The sequence below is a fragment of the Alkalicoccus daliensis genome (genome assembly GCF_900103955.1).
In the GTDB taxonomy this organism is placed as follows: domain Bacteria; phylum Bacillota; class Bacilli; order Bacillales; family Salisediminibacteriaceae; genus Alkalicoccus; species Alkalicoccus daliensis.
Genome location: NZ_FNIL01000019.1, coordinates 1 through 14,851, shown reverse-complemented (window position 1 = coordinate 14,851; position 14,851 = coordinate 1). Strand labels below are relative to the sequence as shown.

17 protein-coding genes are annotated in these 14,851 nt (G+C 43.1%); 9 read left to right on the top strand and 8 right to left on the bottom strand.

The window, feature by feature from the left end; translation table 11 throughout:
* Window positions 1–29: 29 nt before the first annotated feature.
* Window positions 30–896 (top strand): DegV family protein, encoded by an 867-nt coding sequence (locus BLP92_RS17175; RefSeq protein WP_090844474.1) that lies wholly within the window; start codon window positions 30–32, stop codon window positions 894–896.
* A 224-nt stretch (window positions 897–1,120) separates the two neighbouring features.
* Here BLP92_RS17175 and BLP92_RS17170 read toward each other — a convergent pair whose 3' ends face one another.
* Window positions 1,121–1,324 carry a hypothetical protein gene (locus BLP92_RS17170; RefSeq protein ID WP_090844471.1) on the bottom strand — a complete coding sequence of 68 codons (204 nt, stop codon included), beginning with the start codon at window positions 1,322–1,324 and terminating at the stop codon, window positions 1,121–1,123.
* 288 nt (window positions 1,325–1,612) lie between these two features.
* On the opposite strand from BLP92_RS17170, the gene BLP92_RS17165 reads away from it, so the two are divergent.
* On the top strand, window positions 1,613–2,263 hold the full coding sequence (locus BLP92_RS17165; protein WP_090844468.1) for an MOSC domain-containing protein: 651 nt from the start codon (window positions 1,613–1,615) through the stop codon (window positions 2,261–2,263).
* A gap of 142 nt (window positions 2,264–2,405) precedes the next feature.
* Window positions 2,406–3,098, top strand: a complete 693-nt coding sequence (locus tag BLP92_RS17160) for an RluA family pseudouridine synthase (RefSeq protein WP_090844465.1) — start codon at window positions 2,406–2,408, stop codon at window positions 3,096–3,098.
* 84 nt (window positions 3,099–3,182) lie between these two features.
* On the opposite strand, the gene BLP92_RS17155 is transcribed toward BLP92_RS17160, so the two are convergent.
* A complete protein-coding gene (locus BLP92_RS17155; RefSeq protein WP_090844462.1) occupies window positions 3,183–4,004 on the bottom strand; it encodes a squalene/phytoene synthase family protein in 822 nt (273 codons plus the stop codon).
* Window positions 4,005–4,181: 177 nt separating this feature from the next.
* The gene (locus BLP92_RS17150) at window positions 4,182–4,505 is read right to left on the bottom strand and encodes a thioredoxin family protein (protein WP_090844459.1); all 324 of its coding nucleotides are present in this window, start codon (window positions 4,503–4,505) and stop codon (window positions 4,182–4,184) included.
* A gap of 182 nt (window positions 4,506–4,687) precedes the next feature.
* Here BLP92_RS17150 and BLP92_RS17145 point away from each other — a divergent pair, with 182 nt between their 5' ends.
* Both BLP92_RS17145 and BLP92_RS17140 read left to right on the top strand, forming a co-directional pair.
* Window positions 4,688–4,927: an indolepyruvate ferredoxin oxidoreductase subunit alpha gene (locus tag BLP92_RS17145; protein ID WP_090844456.1), complete on the top strand. Its 240-nt coding sequence runs from the start codon at window positions 4,688–4,690 to the stop codon at window positions 4,925–4,927.
* 15 nt (window positions 4,928–4,942) lie between these two features.
* Window positions 4,943–5,242 (top strand): HesB/YadR/YfhF family protein, encoded by a 300-nt coding sequence (locus BLP92_RS17140; protein ID WP_090844454.1) that lies wholly within the window; start codon window positions 4,943–4,945, stop codon window positions 5,240–5,242.
* Window positions 5,243–5,306: 64 nt separating this feature from the next.
* Here BLP92_RS17140 and BLP92_RS17135 read toward each other — a convergent pair whose 3' ends face one another.
* Complete coding sequence (locus BLP92_RS17135; RefSeq protein WP_090844451.1) at window positions 5,307–6,188, bottom strand: SDR family oxidoreductase; 882 nt, start codon at window positions 6,186–6,188, stop codon at window positions 5,307–5,309.
* Window positions 6,189–6,336: 148 nt separating this feature from the next.
* Between BLP92_RS17135 and BLP92_RS17130 the strand changes: the two genes are divergently transcribed.
* Window positions 6,337–6,537: a DUF2188 domain-containing protein gene (locus BLP92_RS17130; protein WP_090844448.1), complete on the top strand. Its 201-nt coding sequence runs from the start codon at window positions 6,337–6,339 to the stop codon at window positions 6,535–6,537.
* 126 nt (window positions 6,538–6,663) lie between these two features.
* Window positions 6,664–7,323, top strand: a complete 660-nt coding sequence (locus BLP92_RS17125; protein ID WP_175444341.1) for a universal stress protein — start codon at window positions 6,664–6,666, stop codon at window positions 7,321–7,323.
* 131 nt (window positions 7,324–7,454) lie between these two features.
* Here the strand turns inward: BLP92_RS17125 and nei are convergent, their stop codons facing one another.
* The 4 genes from nei to BLP92_RS17105 form a co-directional block, all read right to left on the bottom strand.
* Window positions 7,455–8,276 carry an endonuclease VIII gene (nei, locus tag BLP92_RS17120; protein WP_090844441.1) on the bottom strand — a complete coding sequence of 274 codons (822 nt, stop codon included), beginning with the start codon at window positions 8,274–8,276 and terminating at the stop codon, window positions 7,455–7,457.
* A 66-nt stretch (window positions 8,277–8,342) separates the two neighbouring features.
* The gene (locus BLP92_RS17115; protein ID WP_090844438.1) at window positions 8,343–9,089 is read right to left on the bottom strand and encodes a sulfite exporter TauE/SafE family protein; all 747 of its coding nucleotides are present in this window, start codon (window positions 9,087–9,089) and stop codon (window positions 8,343–8,345) included.
* Between the two features lie 69 nt (window positions 9,090–9,158).
* Window positions 9,159–12,311: a hypothetical protein gene (locus BLP92_RS17110; RefSeq protein WP_090844435.1), complete on the bottom strand. Its 3,153-nt coding sequence runs from the start codon at window positions 12,309–12,311 to the stop codon at window positions 9,159–9,161.
* A gap of 297 nt (window positions 12,312–12,608) precedes the next feature.
* Window positions 12,609–13,163 carry a sugar O-acetyltransferase gene (locus BLP92_RS17105; protein ID WP_090844432.1) on the bottom strand — a complete coding sequence of 185 codons (555 nt, stop codon included), beginning with the start codon at window positions 13,161–13,163 and terminating at the stop codon, window positions 12,609–12,611.
* 85 nt (window positions 13,164–13,248) lie between these two features.
* Here BLP92_RS17105 and BLP92_RS17100 point away from each other — a divergent pair, with 85 nt between their 5' ends.
* Both BLP92_RS17100 and BLP92_RS17095 read left to right on the top strand, forming a co-directional pair.
* Window positions 13,249–14,391, top strand: coding sequence for an acyl-CoA dehydrogenase family protein (locus BLP92_RS17100; RefSeq protein WP_090844429.1), 1,143 nt, complete (start codon window positions 13,249–13,251; stop codon window positions 14,389–14,391).
* Between the two features lie 168 nt (window positions 14,392–14,559).
* Window positions 14,560–14,851, top strand: a 292-nt coding sequence (locus BLP92_RS17095; RefSeq protein ID WP_139148954.1) for a helix-turn-helix domain-containing protein, incomplete at its 3' end; no start/stop codon positions are given.

Genomic DNA, 14,851 nt, shown 5'->3' with positions numbered 1-14,851 from the left:
GTAAACACCAAGAAAGTGAGAGGATAGCTATGACAGAAAAGCGGATAGCATGGGTCACTGACAGCACAGCTTATATTACAGAAGAATTAGCAGCACACCCGGACGTGTATGTACTTCCTTTATCCATTACCTTTAATAAAGAAACCTTTGAAGATGGTGTAGATTTAACGGTAGATCAACTATATAAACGTATTAGAGAAAACAAAGAGGTGCCTAAAACCTCTCAGCCTTCCGCAGGTAAATTTGCGGAGCTTTATGATTCTTTTAAAGAAAAATACGATGCAGCAGTATCAATTCATATTTCCAGCGAATTAAGCGGCACTTATTCCAGTGCTGTACAGGGACAGGAAATTTCAGGATTTCCGGTCGAAGTCATTGATTCATTAACGATGTCTTACGGTATTACTACTTTAATGCATAAAGGAATGGAAATGCAGGAACAGGGTAAAAGTGTCGAAGAAATAAGTACGCAGCTTCGCAGTTCCGCTCCGAAATCAGAAAGCTATATTCTGCTTGGAAGCCTGGAGCAGTTTTACAAAGGCGGACGCATGTCCGGCACTTCCTATCTATTAGGAAATTTACTGCAGATAAAACCGATTATCAGAATTACGAATGAAGGTAAGTTTGATTTGTTCCAGAAAGTACGTTCCGAGAAAAAAGCAATCAAACGAATGATCGAGCTGCTTGAACAGGCATTAGAAAAACGGAAGCTCAATGAAGTACAGGTGATGCACGGAAATGTTCTGGAGAAAGCAGAAGATTTAAAGAGCAGGATAAAAGAAAACTTTCCGGATCTGCGCGTGGTGACCGGGGAAATCAGCTCTACGATTGCGGCCCATGCAGGAGAAGGGACACTTGCGCTGATTTGGAACAATGATGATGTGAAATCTGAATAAATCCCGTGAGAGAAGCTGTCCAGCGGGGCAGCTCTCTTTTTTGTGTGCTGATACTGATGTTAATATAAGAGATCTTTCTTTCATCACCTGCCGGGTAGAAGTGAATTTTTCTCCTATAAACTATGATCATTAACAGTGCTTTTTAAAAGAGGAGGAGCTGAATATACAGTGTTATTTTTTAATGGATGACCTGAAATTAACTTCTGCTAATTGTGGGTGTCCTGTTACTGCATTCTGTCTTGCTTCATTAGAAGTTCCGCTTGTTTCTTAGGATTCACGGTAAGTAAGTCGTCAGCATTCAGATGATACCGCTTTTTTAATTCCGCTTGTTTAATCAGCTCATATGCGGTTCTATCATCTATTCCATACTGGGCAGTCAAAAAAGAAGCTACCGACTTTAAGTATTGATCCCGTTCCAGGTTGCTCAAAATATCACCTGCTTTTACAGTTTTAATGGGCACCGCCTATGCAGAAAGAACGATGAAATTTAGACAAGGAAAGCACCAAGCTTCTATGATTTCGCCTGGGCAGGTATGTTTTAACTCTGCAGGTATTGGATAGAGCGGAAGACCGGCCGGCAAGCTTCCGCCGGGAATCTGTACATAGAGATTCACAAATATATAACTTCTATGGTAATGCCGTCATCGTCTTTTATCAATTTACCTCTGCTGTGATATGATAAACGTATTAAATTGTCTGGAAAAGAGGTTGTAACAATGAAGATATTACAGATGAATGTCGGCAGGCCTGTGGAAATTCCCTGGCAGGGGAAAATGATTCTTACTGGGATAAAAAAAGATCCAGTATTAAAACCTTTGTTTCTTTCCAGGCTGCAACTGGAATCAGACGGCCAGGGCGATACCGTAAATCACGGTGGAGAAGATAAAGCAGCCTGCGTCTATGCTGCAGAGCATTATCCGTACTGGAAACAGGAACTGCAGTTTGAACTGCCCGAAGCAGCATTCGGAGAGAACTTCACGGTGGAAGGCCTGGCCGAAGACAAAGTTCATATTGGAGATATTTTCACATGGGGAGACGCACTTGTGCAGATTTCCCAGCCGCGGCAGCCTTGTTATAAATTAGCAGCAAGACACGGCATAAAGGAATTTCCCGTGCTCCTCCGGGATACTGGATATACCGGATATTATCTCCGGGTACTGGAGGAAGGTACGGTTGCTCCCGGAGATCAGATTGAGCGGGTGGAAACAGACGAAAGAAAAGTCACGGTAGCCGAAGCAAACCGAATTATGTATCATGATACAAAGAATGAGGCTGCTGCACAAATGCTGCTTGCTGTGCCGGCCCTGGCCGATGCGTGGCGGGAACCACTGGAGAAGCGAATCGAAAAAATGAAAAATCAAGAGTGAAAATTTTTGTTTTTCATTTTTTAAAAGAGACAGAGGGTTATTATATAAGCGTGCAGTAACCCAGCTTAACTAAGTGTCCGTGCAGCACATAATTTCAGAATACATGAGTTGAAAAACATTTACTGCAAGAAAGGGCCTGTTAATATTGATTCCAATTATTTATGAAGATAACCATGTGATCGTCGTAGAAAAGCCTGTGAACATTCCTGTGCAGGAAGATGCTACTGGAGATAAAGATATGCTTACGCTGCTGAAGGAGGACATTAAAGTCAGATATCAGAAACCAGGCAATGTATATTTAGGACTGGTACACAGACTGGATCGTCCGGTAGGCGGCGTCATGGTTTTCGCAAAAACTTCAAAAGCAGCCTCACGGTTGTCAGATGCGATGAGACGCCAGGCTTTTGATAAAAAATATCTCGCCGCAGTAAGAGGAAAGCCGCAGAAAGATGCTGGCCGGCTGGAACATTATTTATGGAAAGATAAAAATAAAAATCAAGTTTATGTAAAACCGAAAGGCAAGGAAGGTGCAAAAAAGGCACTGCTAGAATATAACGTGATTGCTTCTCATAGAGAGCTGGCTCTTATAAACGTAGCGTTATATACTGGACGCTCCCATCAAATCCGGGTACAGCTTTCAGAAATAGGATGTCCTATTTATGGGGATCAAAAATATGGCAGCAGTGTAAATAAGCCGGGAGAACAAATTGCGCTCTGGGCGCATGAGCTTTCCTTTGAGCATCCGGTTAAAAAAGAAATGATGTCGTTTAAAGCGAACCCGCCAAAGGAATATCCATGGGATGCTTTTAACATAATACAGCAGCATGAATATTAAAAAAGGGCTGCCTGCATTTTTATTCAATGCAGGCAGCCTTTCAATTTAAAATCTATCAATAATAAAATTTCGGCCGCCACAATCTTAAGCGTCGTTTTTAATTTGTTCTACAGTTTCTTCCACTTCCGACCGGGACATTTTTTCCCTGCCGTCCCGCAGTGCTTTCAGCGTTTTCTTAGCTAATGCAAGAGGGATCCGGCAGAACAGCAGAATAGATTTTGTATTAATGTCTTTCATATACTCGTCTCCGAGTGCAAGATTCTTCTCCGCATACTGAAACATATCATCCATTGTCCAGCCCTCAGGAATGAAGGAAACCCCTCGTTCTCTGTCTTCTTCTACATTGCGTAATATGTTTACCGCCTGGAGGCCTCGTCCATAGCCAATTGCCAGCTCCCGGTCTGTTTTCGTACCATCGTGCCACTCCCAGATATCAGAAAGCATCACCCCAACGAGTCCTGCCACATAATAGGTATAGTCATCGAGATCTTCTTTCGTCTGGATGTTCCAGTTGTGTTCTGCCCAGTAAGCCATTCCTTCGGCCATCGTAGAAGTAAATTCCTTTACTTTATGAACATAGTTTTCGGGGCAGGTATCCAGCCAGTCTCCAAGACGCAGGGCCACTTCGGGCAGCTTCGAGGCGTAAGGGGAAGTTAATTCTTTAAATGCTTCAGGATCAAAAGTGGTGTGAAGCATCTTACTTGTTTCTTGAAGCAGATATGCTTTTGTTTGATTATCCAGTATTTCACTGTCTTCAATTTCATCGATTGCACGCATACACAGGTAGGCGGAGGCAACAGTTTTTTTAAGAGACGGATTCAACAGCGTAATAGGGATATAAAATGTCCGGCTCGTATCCTTCAGCATTTTCATGGCTTCTTTTTGAAGCTGCTTTTCTGTTTGCACTCAAACCCCTCCTTCACAAAATTTATCGTTTCTGCATTGCTTCTATACATAATACTTTAACTATAAATGGTCACTTAACCAGTATATCGAAAACATCCCGTGATTTCTATTAATCCCAACAAATTATTTATTTCAGAAAGAAAGAGGGAAGGCATTTCCCAGCCTGAAAAAAAATTTTTACTTTAAAGCATTCGTCCACTGCGTGAGCTGATGTCTTAATTCCATCTGCTGAATAAAACGGGCACCGCGCCATTTTTCTTTTCCATCTGCATACAAAAGAACAGCAGGAGCAGTCAGCACTTCAAATCTGGAGGCGGCTTCAGGTAATTTATCTGCAGAGAGGAAAATACCCGTTACTTCTTTGAAATCTTCAAGTATACATTCCACCTGTGGCAGCAGCGCATGGCAGACGGAGCAGTTTTCACGGGAGATATAAACCAGTACAAGCGGCTGGCTGTGAATAACCTGTTCAATTTCGTCCAGTGTGGAAAATTCAATCATAAATAATCCCCCTTTCTAATAATGCAGCAGTCTAATGTATGGTTCCTACACGAACTTGTTTTATCTTTTTCTAAATACAGCATAATTATACCAGGACGAGTATATAATATGCAGGGAGAGGTTTGAAACATAGTTAAAAAAGGAATAAGAATTTAATAGAGACCGAAGAAGGAGGTAATAAAATGGCGTTTGTTATTACAAGTCCTTGCGAAGGTGAGAAGGCCGGCGAATGTGTAGATGTCTGCCCGGTTGATTGTATTGAAGAAGGCAAAGCGCAGTTTTATATTGATCCGGATGTTTGCATAGACTGTGGTGCATGTGTAGTTGTTTGTCCGGTGGACGCTATCCTGGATGAGCACGAATTAGCACCCGATCAGGAAATTTACTTAAAAAAAGCAGAAGAATTCTTTCAGGGAAAGTAAGAGAGGTGGATAAAGTTGAAACTAGAAGTTACTGATCAAGCATTGTCCTGGTTTAAAGAAGAAGTAGGAGTAGATGAAGGAGACCAAATAAAGTTTTTCGCGCAATACGGAGGAGACAGCCCTGTACAAAGCGGGTTTTCCATAGGATTCTCCCTGCACGAAACTCCTATCAAATCAGGAGTTACAACGGAAAAAGACGGCATTACGTTTTTTGTGGAAGAAGCAGATTTGTGGTATTTTGACGGATATGATCTGACGATAGAATATGATGAAGAAAAGCAGGAACTGACTTTCAGCTACCCGGAACCAGAATAAAATGAATGAATAAAGCAGCCCTCTTGTCATTTTGACAAGAGGGCTGCTTGTGTGCAGTGATGCTTTAACTGTTTACTACCTGGCCGCCATTTACATGAATTACCTGGCCGGATACGTAGGAAGAATCGTCTGAAGCCAGGAAAATATAAGCGGGAGCTAATTCTGCAGGCTGTCCTGGACGTCCCATGGGACTGGAAGTTCCAAATTCAGCTACCTGTTCTTCCGGGAAGGAAGCTGGAATCAGCGGTGTCCAAATTGGACCGGGAGCCACCCCATTTACACGGATGCCATCTGCAACTAAATTTTCGGAAAGCGAACGCGTCAGTGCTACGAGGGCACCTTTTGTCGCCGCATAGTCCATTAATACAGGCATTCCTTTATACGCAACGATAGAGACTGAATTGACTATTGTGCTGCCGGGCTCAAGGTGATCGAGCGCAGCTTTGGTAATATGGAATGGACCATAAATATTAGATTGAAACGTTCTTTCCATCTGCTCTTTCGAAATGTCACGCAGATCTTTTGCGAAATGCTGCTCTGCAGCGTTATTAATCAGGCAGTTCAGCTGGCCGAAATGATCTACTGTTTCCTTTACGACTTTCTGGCAGTGCTCTTCATCTGCGAGATCACCGTCAAAAAGAATGCAGGATACGCCTTTTTCTTCGACGAGCTTTTTCGTTGTTTCTGCGTCCTCGTGCTCATCCCAGTATGCAATAGCAACTTTTGCGCCTTCTTTTGCAGCTGCAATAGCGACTGCTCTTCCAATACCGCTGTCACCGCCTGTTATAAGTACTACTCGGTCTTCGAGTTTGCCGCTTCCTCTATAATCAGGATCATCATACACAGGCTGAGGATCCATTTCATTATCTTCAAATCCGGGCTGGCGGTCCTGGTGCTGCTTTGGCTGCCCTTCTGTCTGCAGTTTGCGTATTTCTTCATACTTCATAATATTGCCTCCTTCATTGTAGTTAAGGTACTTATTACCAATTTCACGAAGAAGTAAACTTAATAAAAAGTCGTTTGAGTAAGAGCAAAAGTGGTAATAGTTTTGTATAGCAAAGAATTAAAACTCTGGAAAGAGGAGATGTGTTAAAATGAAGGAATATTCTGTAAGACCAAACAAAGATGTTACCGAATGGATGGTAAAAATTGAAGACGTAGCGCCTGAAACGTCTTTTGACCAGAAAGATGAAGCAATTGCACACGCAGAGCAGATGGCAAAAGAAAAATCCCCAGCCCGTCTATTAATTTACAATAATAAGATGGAAGTGGAAGAAGAACGGGATTTCAATTAATTCGGAACCGTGCTGAGATAATTCAGCACGGTTTTTGCTGAATGAAAGCAGGAATGAGGGGACAACTGTCGAAACTGAACTAATAGATAAATAATTTTAAAGAATATGGGGTCAGGAGGGAAGAGCATGCTTGAGAAAAAAGATAATATTTTAATATGTGTCTCCAACTATAAAAATGCGAAAGAACTTATTGAACGGGGAGAACAGGAGAAAAAGGCTTTTAAAAGTGAATGTATCGTACTGCATGTCTACAGACCGGAATCCGAAGAAGATATCAGCAGAGAGGAAGAACGGGACGAGATTCAGCAATGGGCCGATAAATACAGAGCTACGATGATTTTCCATCCTTTAAAGTCCGGCCAGAGAGTGAGTGAAGTAATAGGGGAAGTAGCTCGGGCCAACGATGTGCAGCATATTATTCTGGGACAGGCTGTAAGAAGCCGGTGGGACTTATTGATCCGGGGCTCTCTGGTAAATGAGCTTTTTCATGAATTGGATGAAGTAGATGTAACAATTTACAAAGTGAAAAAGTCATCTGCGTCTTCAGAATCTGATTACGGTAAAGGTATTACAGGGTATTTACTAAAAGAAAATAATACTTATAAAATGACGTTGGATGAGCCGGGTGTACCTGCTTACCGCGGAGTGTTCTACCAGAATCTGCACACCGACTTTATGACAGGATTATTAAAGGTGAATGTAGGAGAGGAACCATTTGTCCTGCGGGTGACGGAAGGAGAAGTGCACTCTCATCATACAGAGAATTTGGATGAGTTTTTTAAATAGAAAACACGAGATGCCATTTAAATAATATAGGCTAATCAACAGACGTATTAAAAGAGCCCCTTTCCTCATAATAACTAATGAGGAAAGGGGCTCTTTATGTGAGGGAAGTTTATGATATGCAAAAATTCCATTTAAACTTTCTGGCACTCCTCGCAGTAGTACAGCCGTCTGGAACCTGCCTGGATCTTCGTGATTGGGGTGCCGCAGATAAAGCAGCTCTTGTCTTCCCTGGAGAAAACCCAGTGTCTGTAATCACGGCGGGGTTTTCCTTCTTTTTTTAGTTTCTCCGCAAGGTCCAGGTCTGTCGTAATTCCTTTGTGATGATAGGACTGCCACATCAGGTCTATAATAAACTGTGCAGCTTTTCTGAGAGAGGCTTCTGAGGTATCGGCAGGACGAAGCTGTGGATGGATTCTGGCTGTATAAAGAATTTCACTTCTCAGATAGTTTCCGATGCCAGCCACAAAAGACTGGTCCAGTAGAAGACCCGCCCATTTCCGTTTATAAAAACGTTTTTCATGAAAACGATCATAAAGCATATCAGCTGTCACTGTTTCACTGAATACATCAGGTCCTGCTTTTTCAATAAAAGGGTGCGATGCTACTTCTTCGTCCGGCAGTACTTCTATTTCCGAAGCGCTGTAGAGAAGGGCTGATTTTTTCTCATTGTGCACAGCAAAGCGCAGCTGTCGGTTTGTTTTCGGATAATTATAAGCATTACGGATGATCCATTTTCCATACAATTGATTATGTGAATATACCGTATAGCCATTATCAAACCTTGTCAGCATCGCTTTCCCTTTCGTATCTACACCAGTGACTTCTGCTCCAGTAAGCACTTCCTCATAGCCTTCCAGTCGTTCCAGCCCAAAATAAACATCGATTGCCTTTTTTCCTTTTAATGCTTTTTCTACTTGATCCGCTGCTTTGCGGATTTCGGGTCCTTCCGGCATATAAAGTTGTCTCCTCTCCGCAAAATCTGTAAAGAGTTTATGATATTCTGCAGAAAATAACAAATACTATGCACCAATAAATAAACGGATCCCTCCGAGCAGTGCGAGAATCAAAATAGAGTAATTAAACCATTTCTGCGGAATATGCTGCAGCAGGCGGATGCCAATCCATGTCCCGATTAAAATCGCGGGGATCATCCAGGCGTTCAGAATAAGGGTATCGGCAGTAATTAATCCGAGAGAACTGTACAAAGGAACTTTGATTAAATTGACTGCGAGAAAGAACCATGCTCCTGTTCCAATAAAAGCCCGCTTCTGCAGGCCGGCAGCAAGCAGAAATATAGCCATTACCGGACCGGCTGCGTTTCCAATCATTGTAGTAAACCCGGCAAGCGTGCCGATGAAAACAAGAAAAACAGTGGAATAGTCTCCGCTCGCTTTTTTATTTTTCACCAGGCTGTTGCGGATCTGCAGCAGGACCATTGAAATGACGATAATTCCTAAAGCAATTTCGATCGCCCGGCTTGTATCGATAAAAAACAAAAACAAAAATCCGAGAAGCAGCCCGCCGCTTACCCAGGGAATTAATCGGAACAGCGTTGCCCAGTCAGCATTTCTCCGATAATAAGTAACGGCGACGATATCTGCAATAATCAGCATGGGGAGGACAATTCCAATGGATTCTCTTGCCGGAAAAACAGTCGCCATAACCGCAACAACAAAAATTCCCAATGTCGGCAGTCCTGTTTTTGAAATACCAATAAGCAGTCCGCAGCCGATAACGATAAGCAGTGCGGTTAAGTTTAAATCCATCCAAACCCTCCCTTATCTTGCAAAAACGATGAAGAAATTTCTTGAAGAGTTCTCCTTATTGCACAGCATTTACTCTTCAAATGCTTCCTGGAGAATATAATAAGATTCTTTTAATCTTTCTGTGTGTTCAGGAATATCCCAATCTTCCCATGTATAACCATCGGCAGGGAAGAGCTCCTCCAATGTTTCTCCGTTACGCATTAACGAAACCTGCATTTCAATCTGGTCTATTTTCATGAAGCTTTCAGACCAGTCTTCCTCCATTTCACCTATAAAACCTTTCAGACTTGGATCTTTCGCGTTGAATAACATCCAGGGAATACGGACTTCAATAATATCATTTTCTGCATTAAAAACGTAATCATTTAGAGAATTATAGTCTTCATGGGAAGGGTCTGCAATTCCCTCCTGAAAAATTCCTGTCCGATCATATTCAAACGGCAGAACTTCTCCTGTATCCGGGCGGGTAATTTCTTTGTTCAGTGCCAGGCGGATAGGATGGAACGTTTCCTCCAGATCTTCCGGAGAAGTTCTTTCATCCTCAGGAAGTGAGTCTTCATAATCAAAGTAAAAAGTGTCATAGTCTCCGGCTATTTCCATTTCACCAGAATCTTCTGCCAGTGTGAGGCGGAAGTCAGCTCCGAAGCCGCCTACATTCACGCCTTCCCCTGGACGTATACTGAAATGGGTGACTACTTCATCCTCTGCACTGAATTCACCGGTATATTTTACATATAAATACCGTTCGTCATGATCAACAGTAAGTTCTTTTAAATCTCCGGAGCTGTTTTCGGCAAGCACAGTTCCTTCTGCCCAGTCATCTTCACCGTTGATCCTCACTTTATGCAGGTCGAAGCTTAACAGCCCAAACTGCTGCTCATTTGTCTGCGCATTGGACCAGTAGGGACGGCGGTAAGGATCATCATAATCCATTGTATTCCAGGTCCGCTTAAACCATTCATCCTGCCAGGTAAATACAAGTCCGCCGAGCATTCCTTCCGCTTCTATTACCTCATATAAATAGGAAACAATTTCCCCCTGCTGCTGCTCGGAAATAAATCCCTGATCCCAGCCATAGGGATTGCTGTGGGTACGTCCGCGTGAGGCTGGAATTCCAAATTCAGCAACAAGTATCGGCAGCTCGTGAGATTCTTCCAGGTCGTTCAAGTAACCTGCATAGCTGTTTGGATTGCCGCGGTGATCTTCATATTCGAGGTACTCCTCTTCCAGATTCAGAAAATCAGGATAATATGGATATACGTGATAAGAAGCGAACATTCCTACTGCCTCTGCATCTTCTTTTGTATGAATATGATTCGGATCAACTACTGCCATATCCTCCTGTTCAGAAGGTTCGGCCGGATGGTCCAGATTATCTGTCGTTACCCAGTTTGTAAAGCTGAGAGGGCGCATGCTTGCATACTCTTCTTTTTCATAGGTGAATAAAGTATCGAGCCGTTCTGCCAGCCAGTATTCCATTGGATCGGCGTCTTCTGTGTAAATATATTTTCCGTCGTAGTCGCCGAGATCAGGATACTCTGTCAGCATATTATCAACCATCACCGGGTACCACTCTATTCCGATGATCCATCCGATAACGTAGGGGGAGATGTCCGCCTGATAGTTACCGTAGGCATGCCCAGGAACCTGTTCTACTTGTGCATTGCCGTGAATTACATCGGCGACTGTCAGCATTTCTTTTTCGAATTTCTCTATGATTTCCGGTGTGAAAGCATCCCGCGTTTTTTCCAGCGGTTCCTCGTCAATCCATACACCGTGAAACAAATATAAAGGTTCTTCTGCTTCCAGGTTATAAGAGAGCAGTTCTTCATAAAAAGCAGGGGGATGGAGCGTATAGTTTCGAATCGTATTGGCATTCATTTCGCCAATTTGTTCAAACCAGCGTCTGTACTCTGCTCTTGTAATCGCTGCTTCCCCGGGAGCATAACCAGGCTTGGCCATTCCCATATTTACTCCTTTGATGGGAAGCTCCACCCATTCACCGTCCTGATAAACCTCAAAATGATCTTCAGCTACGCGTGAAGAATAAGAAATATCCGCGGACGATGCCTGTGTTATTTCCATCGGCATCTGCCACGCTTCATTTTCGTCGGAGGAAGCTTCAGCGAAGATTACTTTTAACATAGGGCTGACAGTATTCCAGAAAAAGCTGGATTCAGGATATATCGACTCGGGTGTAATCAATGACTTTAACGCCGCGTATCCTCCATATTGATAAAATCCGGGTGCATCTTCTATATCAACAAAATCCCCGGCAAAATAGTAAATTTGAGAACCGGTGACTTCGTGATGCAGTACTGCTGGGAAGGAAGCAGGAATGTTATATTCATCCAGCACATCGGCACCAGCTTCAGTCAAATGCCACTCATAAGAAGCGAGGATTTGTTCTTCAGACTCCGGTGTTACTATATCAAACCAGTAAGGATAGGAAGGACTGTCCTCCAAATTGAACATTTCCTGGCCGTTTTCCGTAAATGCGAGAGAAATATTATCTTCTGTAAAATACTCTTCATTTACCGGCAGCACAGCAATTTCCTCGGTCAGATCATTTACGAGAGCATAGCCGGGTCCATCAAAATTCCACTCGCCGTTTGCTTCTTCATACCGGGAAATAAGCCACGGTGCTACTTCTTCAGCTTCAGGGGAGAGGTCTTCAAAATGACGGCCTGTCCACCCTTCCCAGGTTAATTGGAGACGATCCAGAATTTCTGTGCGTACTGCTTCAGATGTAGGCGAAGCAAACGTGTTGAACTCCATCACCAGGTCTGTAGTAGTAGTTTCTACTGCCCGGTTTACAGCCTGCCATTCCTCTTCTGTCCAGCCGCCGTAAATCAGCTCGGGCGGCCCGTCAGATGTTTCTTCTGTCCATGGGAGGTCTTCTTCATAAACGCCATATGTATCTGTTACATAAATAAGATCTGTATCTTCATAAGATGCAGGAAGTTCTTTTATTTCGTAGGTTTCACTGCTTTCATCCGGATGGAAACCGTAATAATCACTGGAGGCATCATAACTGCCCTCAGCTGTATATTTATGATGATTTAACAGCCAGTGAACACTTTGGTGTTCCCGGTAAGATTCTGTGGGAACTGTTTTATCTATCACGCTTACTGTAAGCTCTCTCTCCTCTTGAAATAACCAGAAAAGAAGCGGTGCTGTGCCTGCAATAATAAGAATAATAATACCTGAAATAATTTTCATGACGGCCTCCGAAATTCAATCTAATATGGAATCGTTATAAGTATATTCTTTATTAGATAGAAAGGTAATAAGAATTATTTCTGGAAGAAATAAAGGTAACAATAGTCCTGTGTTTTATTAATCTATATACATACATTTCATGAATGAAGGAAAAAGAAAGGCATTAATGTAAATTAATTGTTTGCATAACAGGAAAATATATTCATCTGAAAAATGGGGATCAAGGAAGGTGGGGGGAGAAGTGCTTATTGCAGTAAAATAAAAAGAGGAGCACGACTGCCTCCTCTTCTTTAAAAATTAATATACGTTTTTTATGGGGCGGGCAGGATTTCCCGCGACTACCGTCCGGCTCTCAATATCTTTTGTTACTACGGAACCGGACGCTATAACTGCCTCGTCTCCGATGGTAACGCCTGGGTTGATAATGGCTCCACCGCCAATCCACACATCGTTTCCTATCTTCACTGATTTTGCAGTTTCAATACCGGAAGCTCTCTTTTCGGGATTTAAGGGGTGTGTGGCAGTGTAAATATGAGCGCCGGGTGCGAGCTTGCAGTTATCTCCAATATGAATTGGAGCGGCATCAAGAAGGATACAGTCAAAGTTCGCATAAAAGTTTTTTCCGACATGCACGTTATAGCCGTAGTCCACCCGGAAGTTGGATTCGACGTAAATATTGGTGCCGGCTGCGCCGAGAATTTCCCGCAGAATTTCCGCTCTGTCAATTTCATGTTCTTCATTCATATCGTTGAACTGCCTGATCATCCGCCGGCATATATATCTGTCTCTTACCAGTTCCTCATCCTGCGGGTTATACTCCTGCTGGGCAATCATTTTTTCTTTTTCAGTCATGCAAAATCCTCCTAAAGGTTTTATATTCCTAGCTTATCACGGAGGAGTGAGTTATCATACAAACTACAAATAATGAGGTGAGGAAATGAATATAAAAGACTTATACAATTGGCTGGAACTGCATGAATCAACAATAAAAGAAGCGGGAATGCGGCACGATCAGAACGGGACGTTCCCATTTGATAATTTGAATTTATTAAGGGAGGCCGGCTACACCGGTCTGACTGTACCGGAATCATTGGGAGGGTTTGGAGCTGATTTAAACGAGATGCTTCACCTCCAGCAACGGCTCGCAAAAGCAGATGGAGCGACCGCGTTATCGATCGGCTGGCACGTAGGCCTCATTTATCACACCGGCTCCTATGACTTATGGAAAGGAGACCATTTTGAAAAATTATGTGCACAGGCACTGAAGGGTTCATTGTTTAATACAGCTGCTACAGAAAAAGCAACGGGAAGTCCTACGAGAGGCGGCAAACCTGAAACAACAGCAGTAAAAAGCGGAGGTGCTTGGGTGTTGAATGGCAGAAAAACATTTACGACGATGGCTCCTGCACTCGATTTTGCAGCTGTAACTGCCACGGTAGAAGAAACAGAAGAAGTCTCCCAGTTTTTTGTGCCGATGAATACAGAAGGAATCGAAATAGAAGAAACATGGGATTCTATCGCAATGAAAGGAACAGGAAGCCACGATTTATTGTTAACTGATGTAAAGGTCCCCCTTGACCACAAAATTGAGCTTACGATAGCGGAAAAAGAAATAGTCCATGGCTGGCTCCTGCACATTCCTGCCTGCTATCTGGGGATTGCAGAAGCGGCGTTTGAATATGCGCTTGATTTCAGCTTGAGTTACTCCCCTAACAGTCTTAATGGAACCATTTCTGATACGGCGCACGTAAGAGAAAAACTAGGGAGGATGGAGCTGCTGTACCGGCAGAGTGAAGCAGTATTATACGATACTGCACGTAAATTTGAAGAAGCTTCTTTTGAGGAAAAACGGCTCTGGAAAGGCCAGCTTGCCGCAGCGAAGCACACCGTGACAAATAATGCAGTAGATATCGTGGATTTAGCGATGAGAATTACCGGGGCACGTAGTCTTTCAAGAGAAAATCCACTGCAGCGCTACTACCGTGATGTGCGTGCGGGGCTGCATAACCCGCCGATGGATGACGCAGTCATTTCACTGCTTGCTGAAGAAGCAATTGTCCACAGGAGGCAGGGAAAATAAAAAAGAGGCTGTACGGATCACAGCCTCTATTCAGCGTGTTTATAAAGTGAGGAATTTCTTATATTGATTATATGCTATGTATAAGGTTCTCCTTCGCTTACCGGCGGAAGCTTGGGTAGTGCACCCCAGAAGTTAGAGTTAAAAATCTAACTTCTGGGGTGTTTTTGTATGACAATGTATAGTGAGGAATTTAAATTAATGATTGTGAAGGAGTATATGCAAGGAGAGCTGGGATACCGGTTATTGGCGAAGAAATACTTGATCCCTAGTGTCACTCCCATCAAACGGTGGGTTCGTGCCTATCAACATTACGGAGTAAAAGGAGTACAGAAACCACGTTCCAAACCAGTTTATTCTGTCCAATTCAAACTGCATGTATTACACTTTAGGAACCAGACAGGTGCTTCTCTTCAGGAGACGGCGACCGCCTTCGACTTGCACGACCCTTCCTTAATCTCGC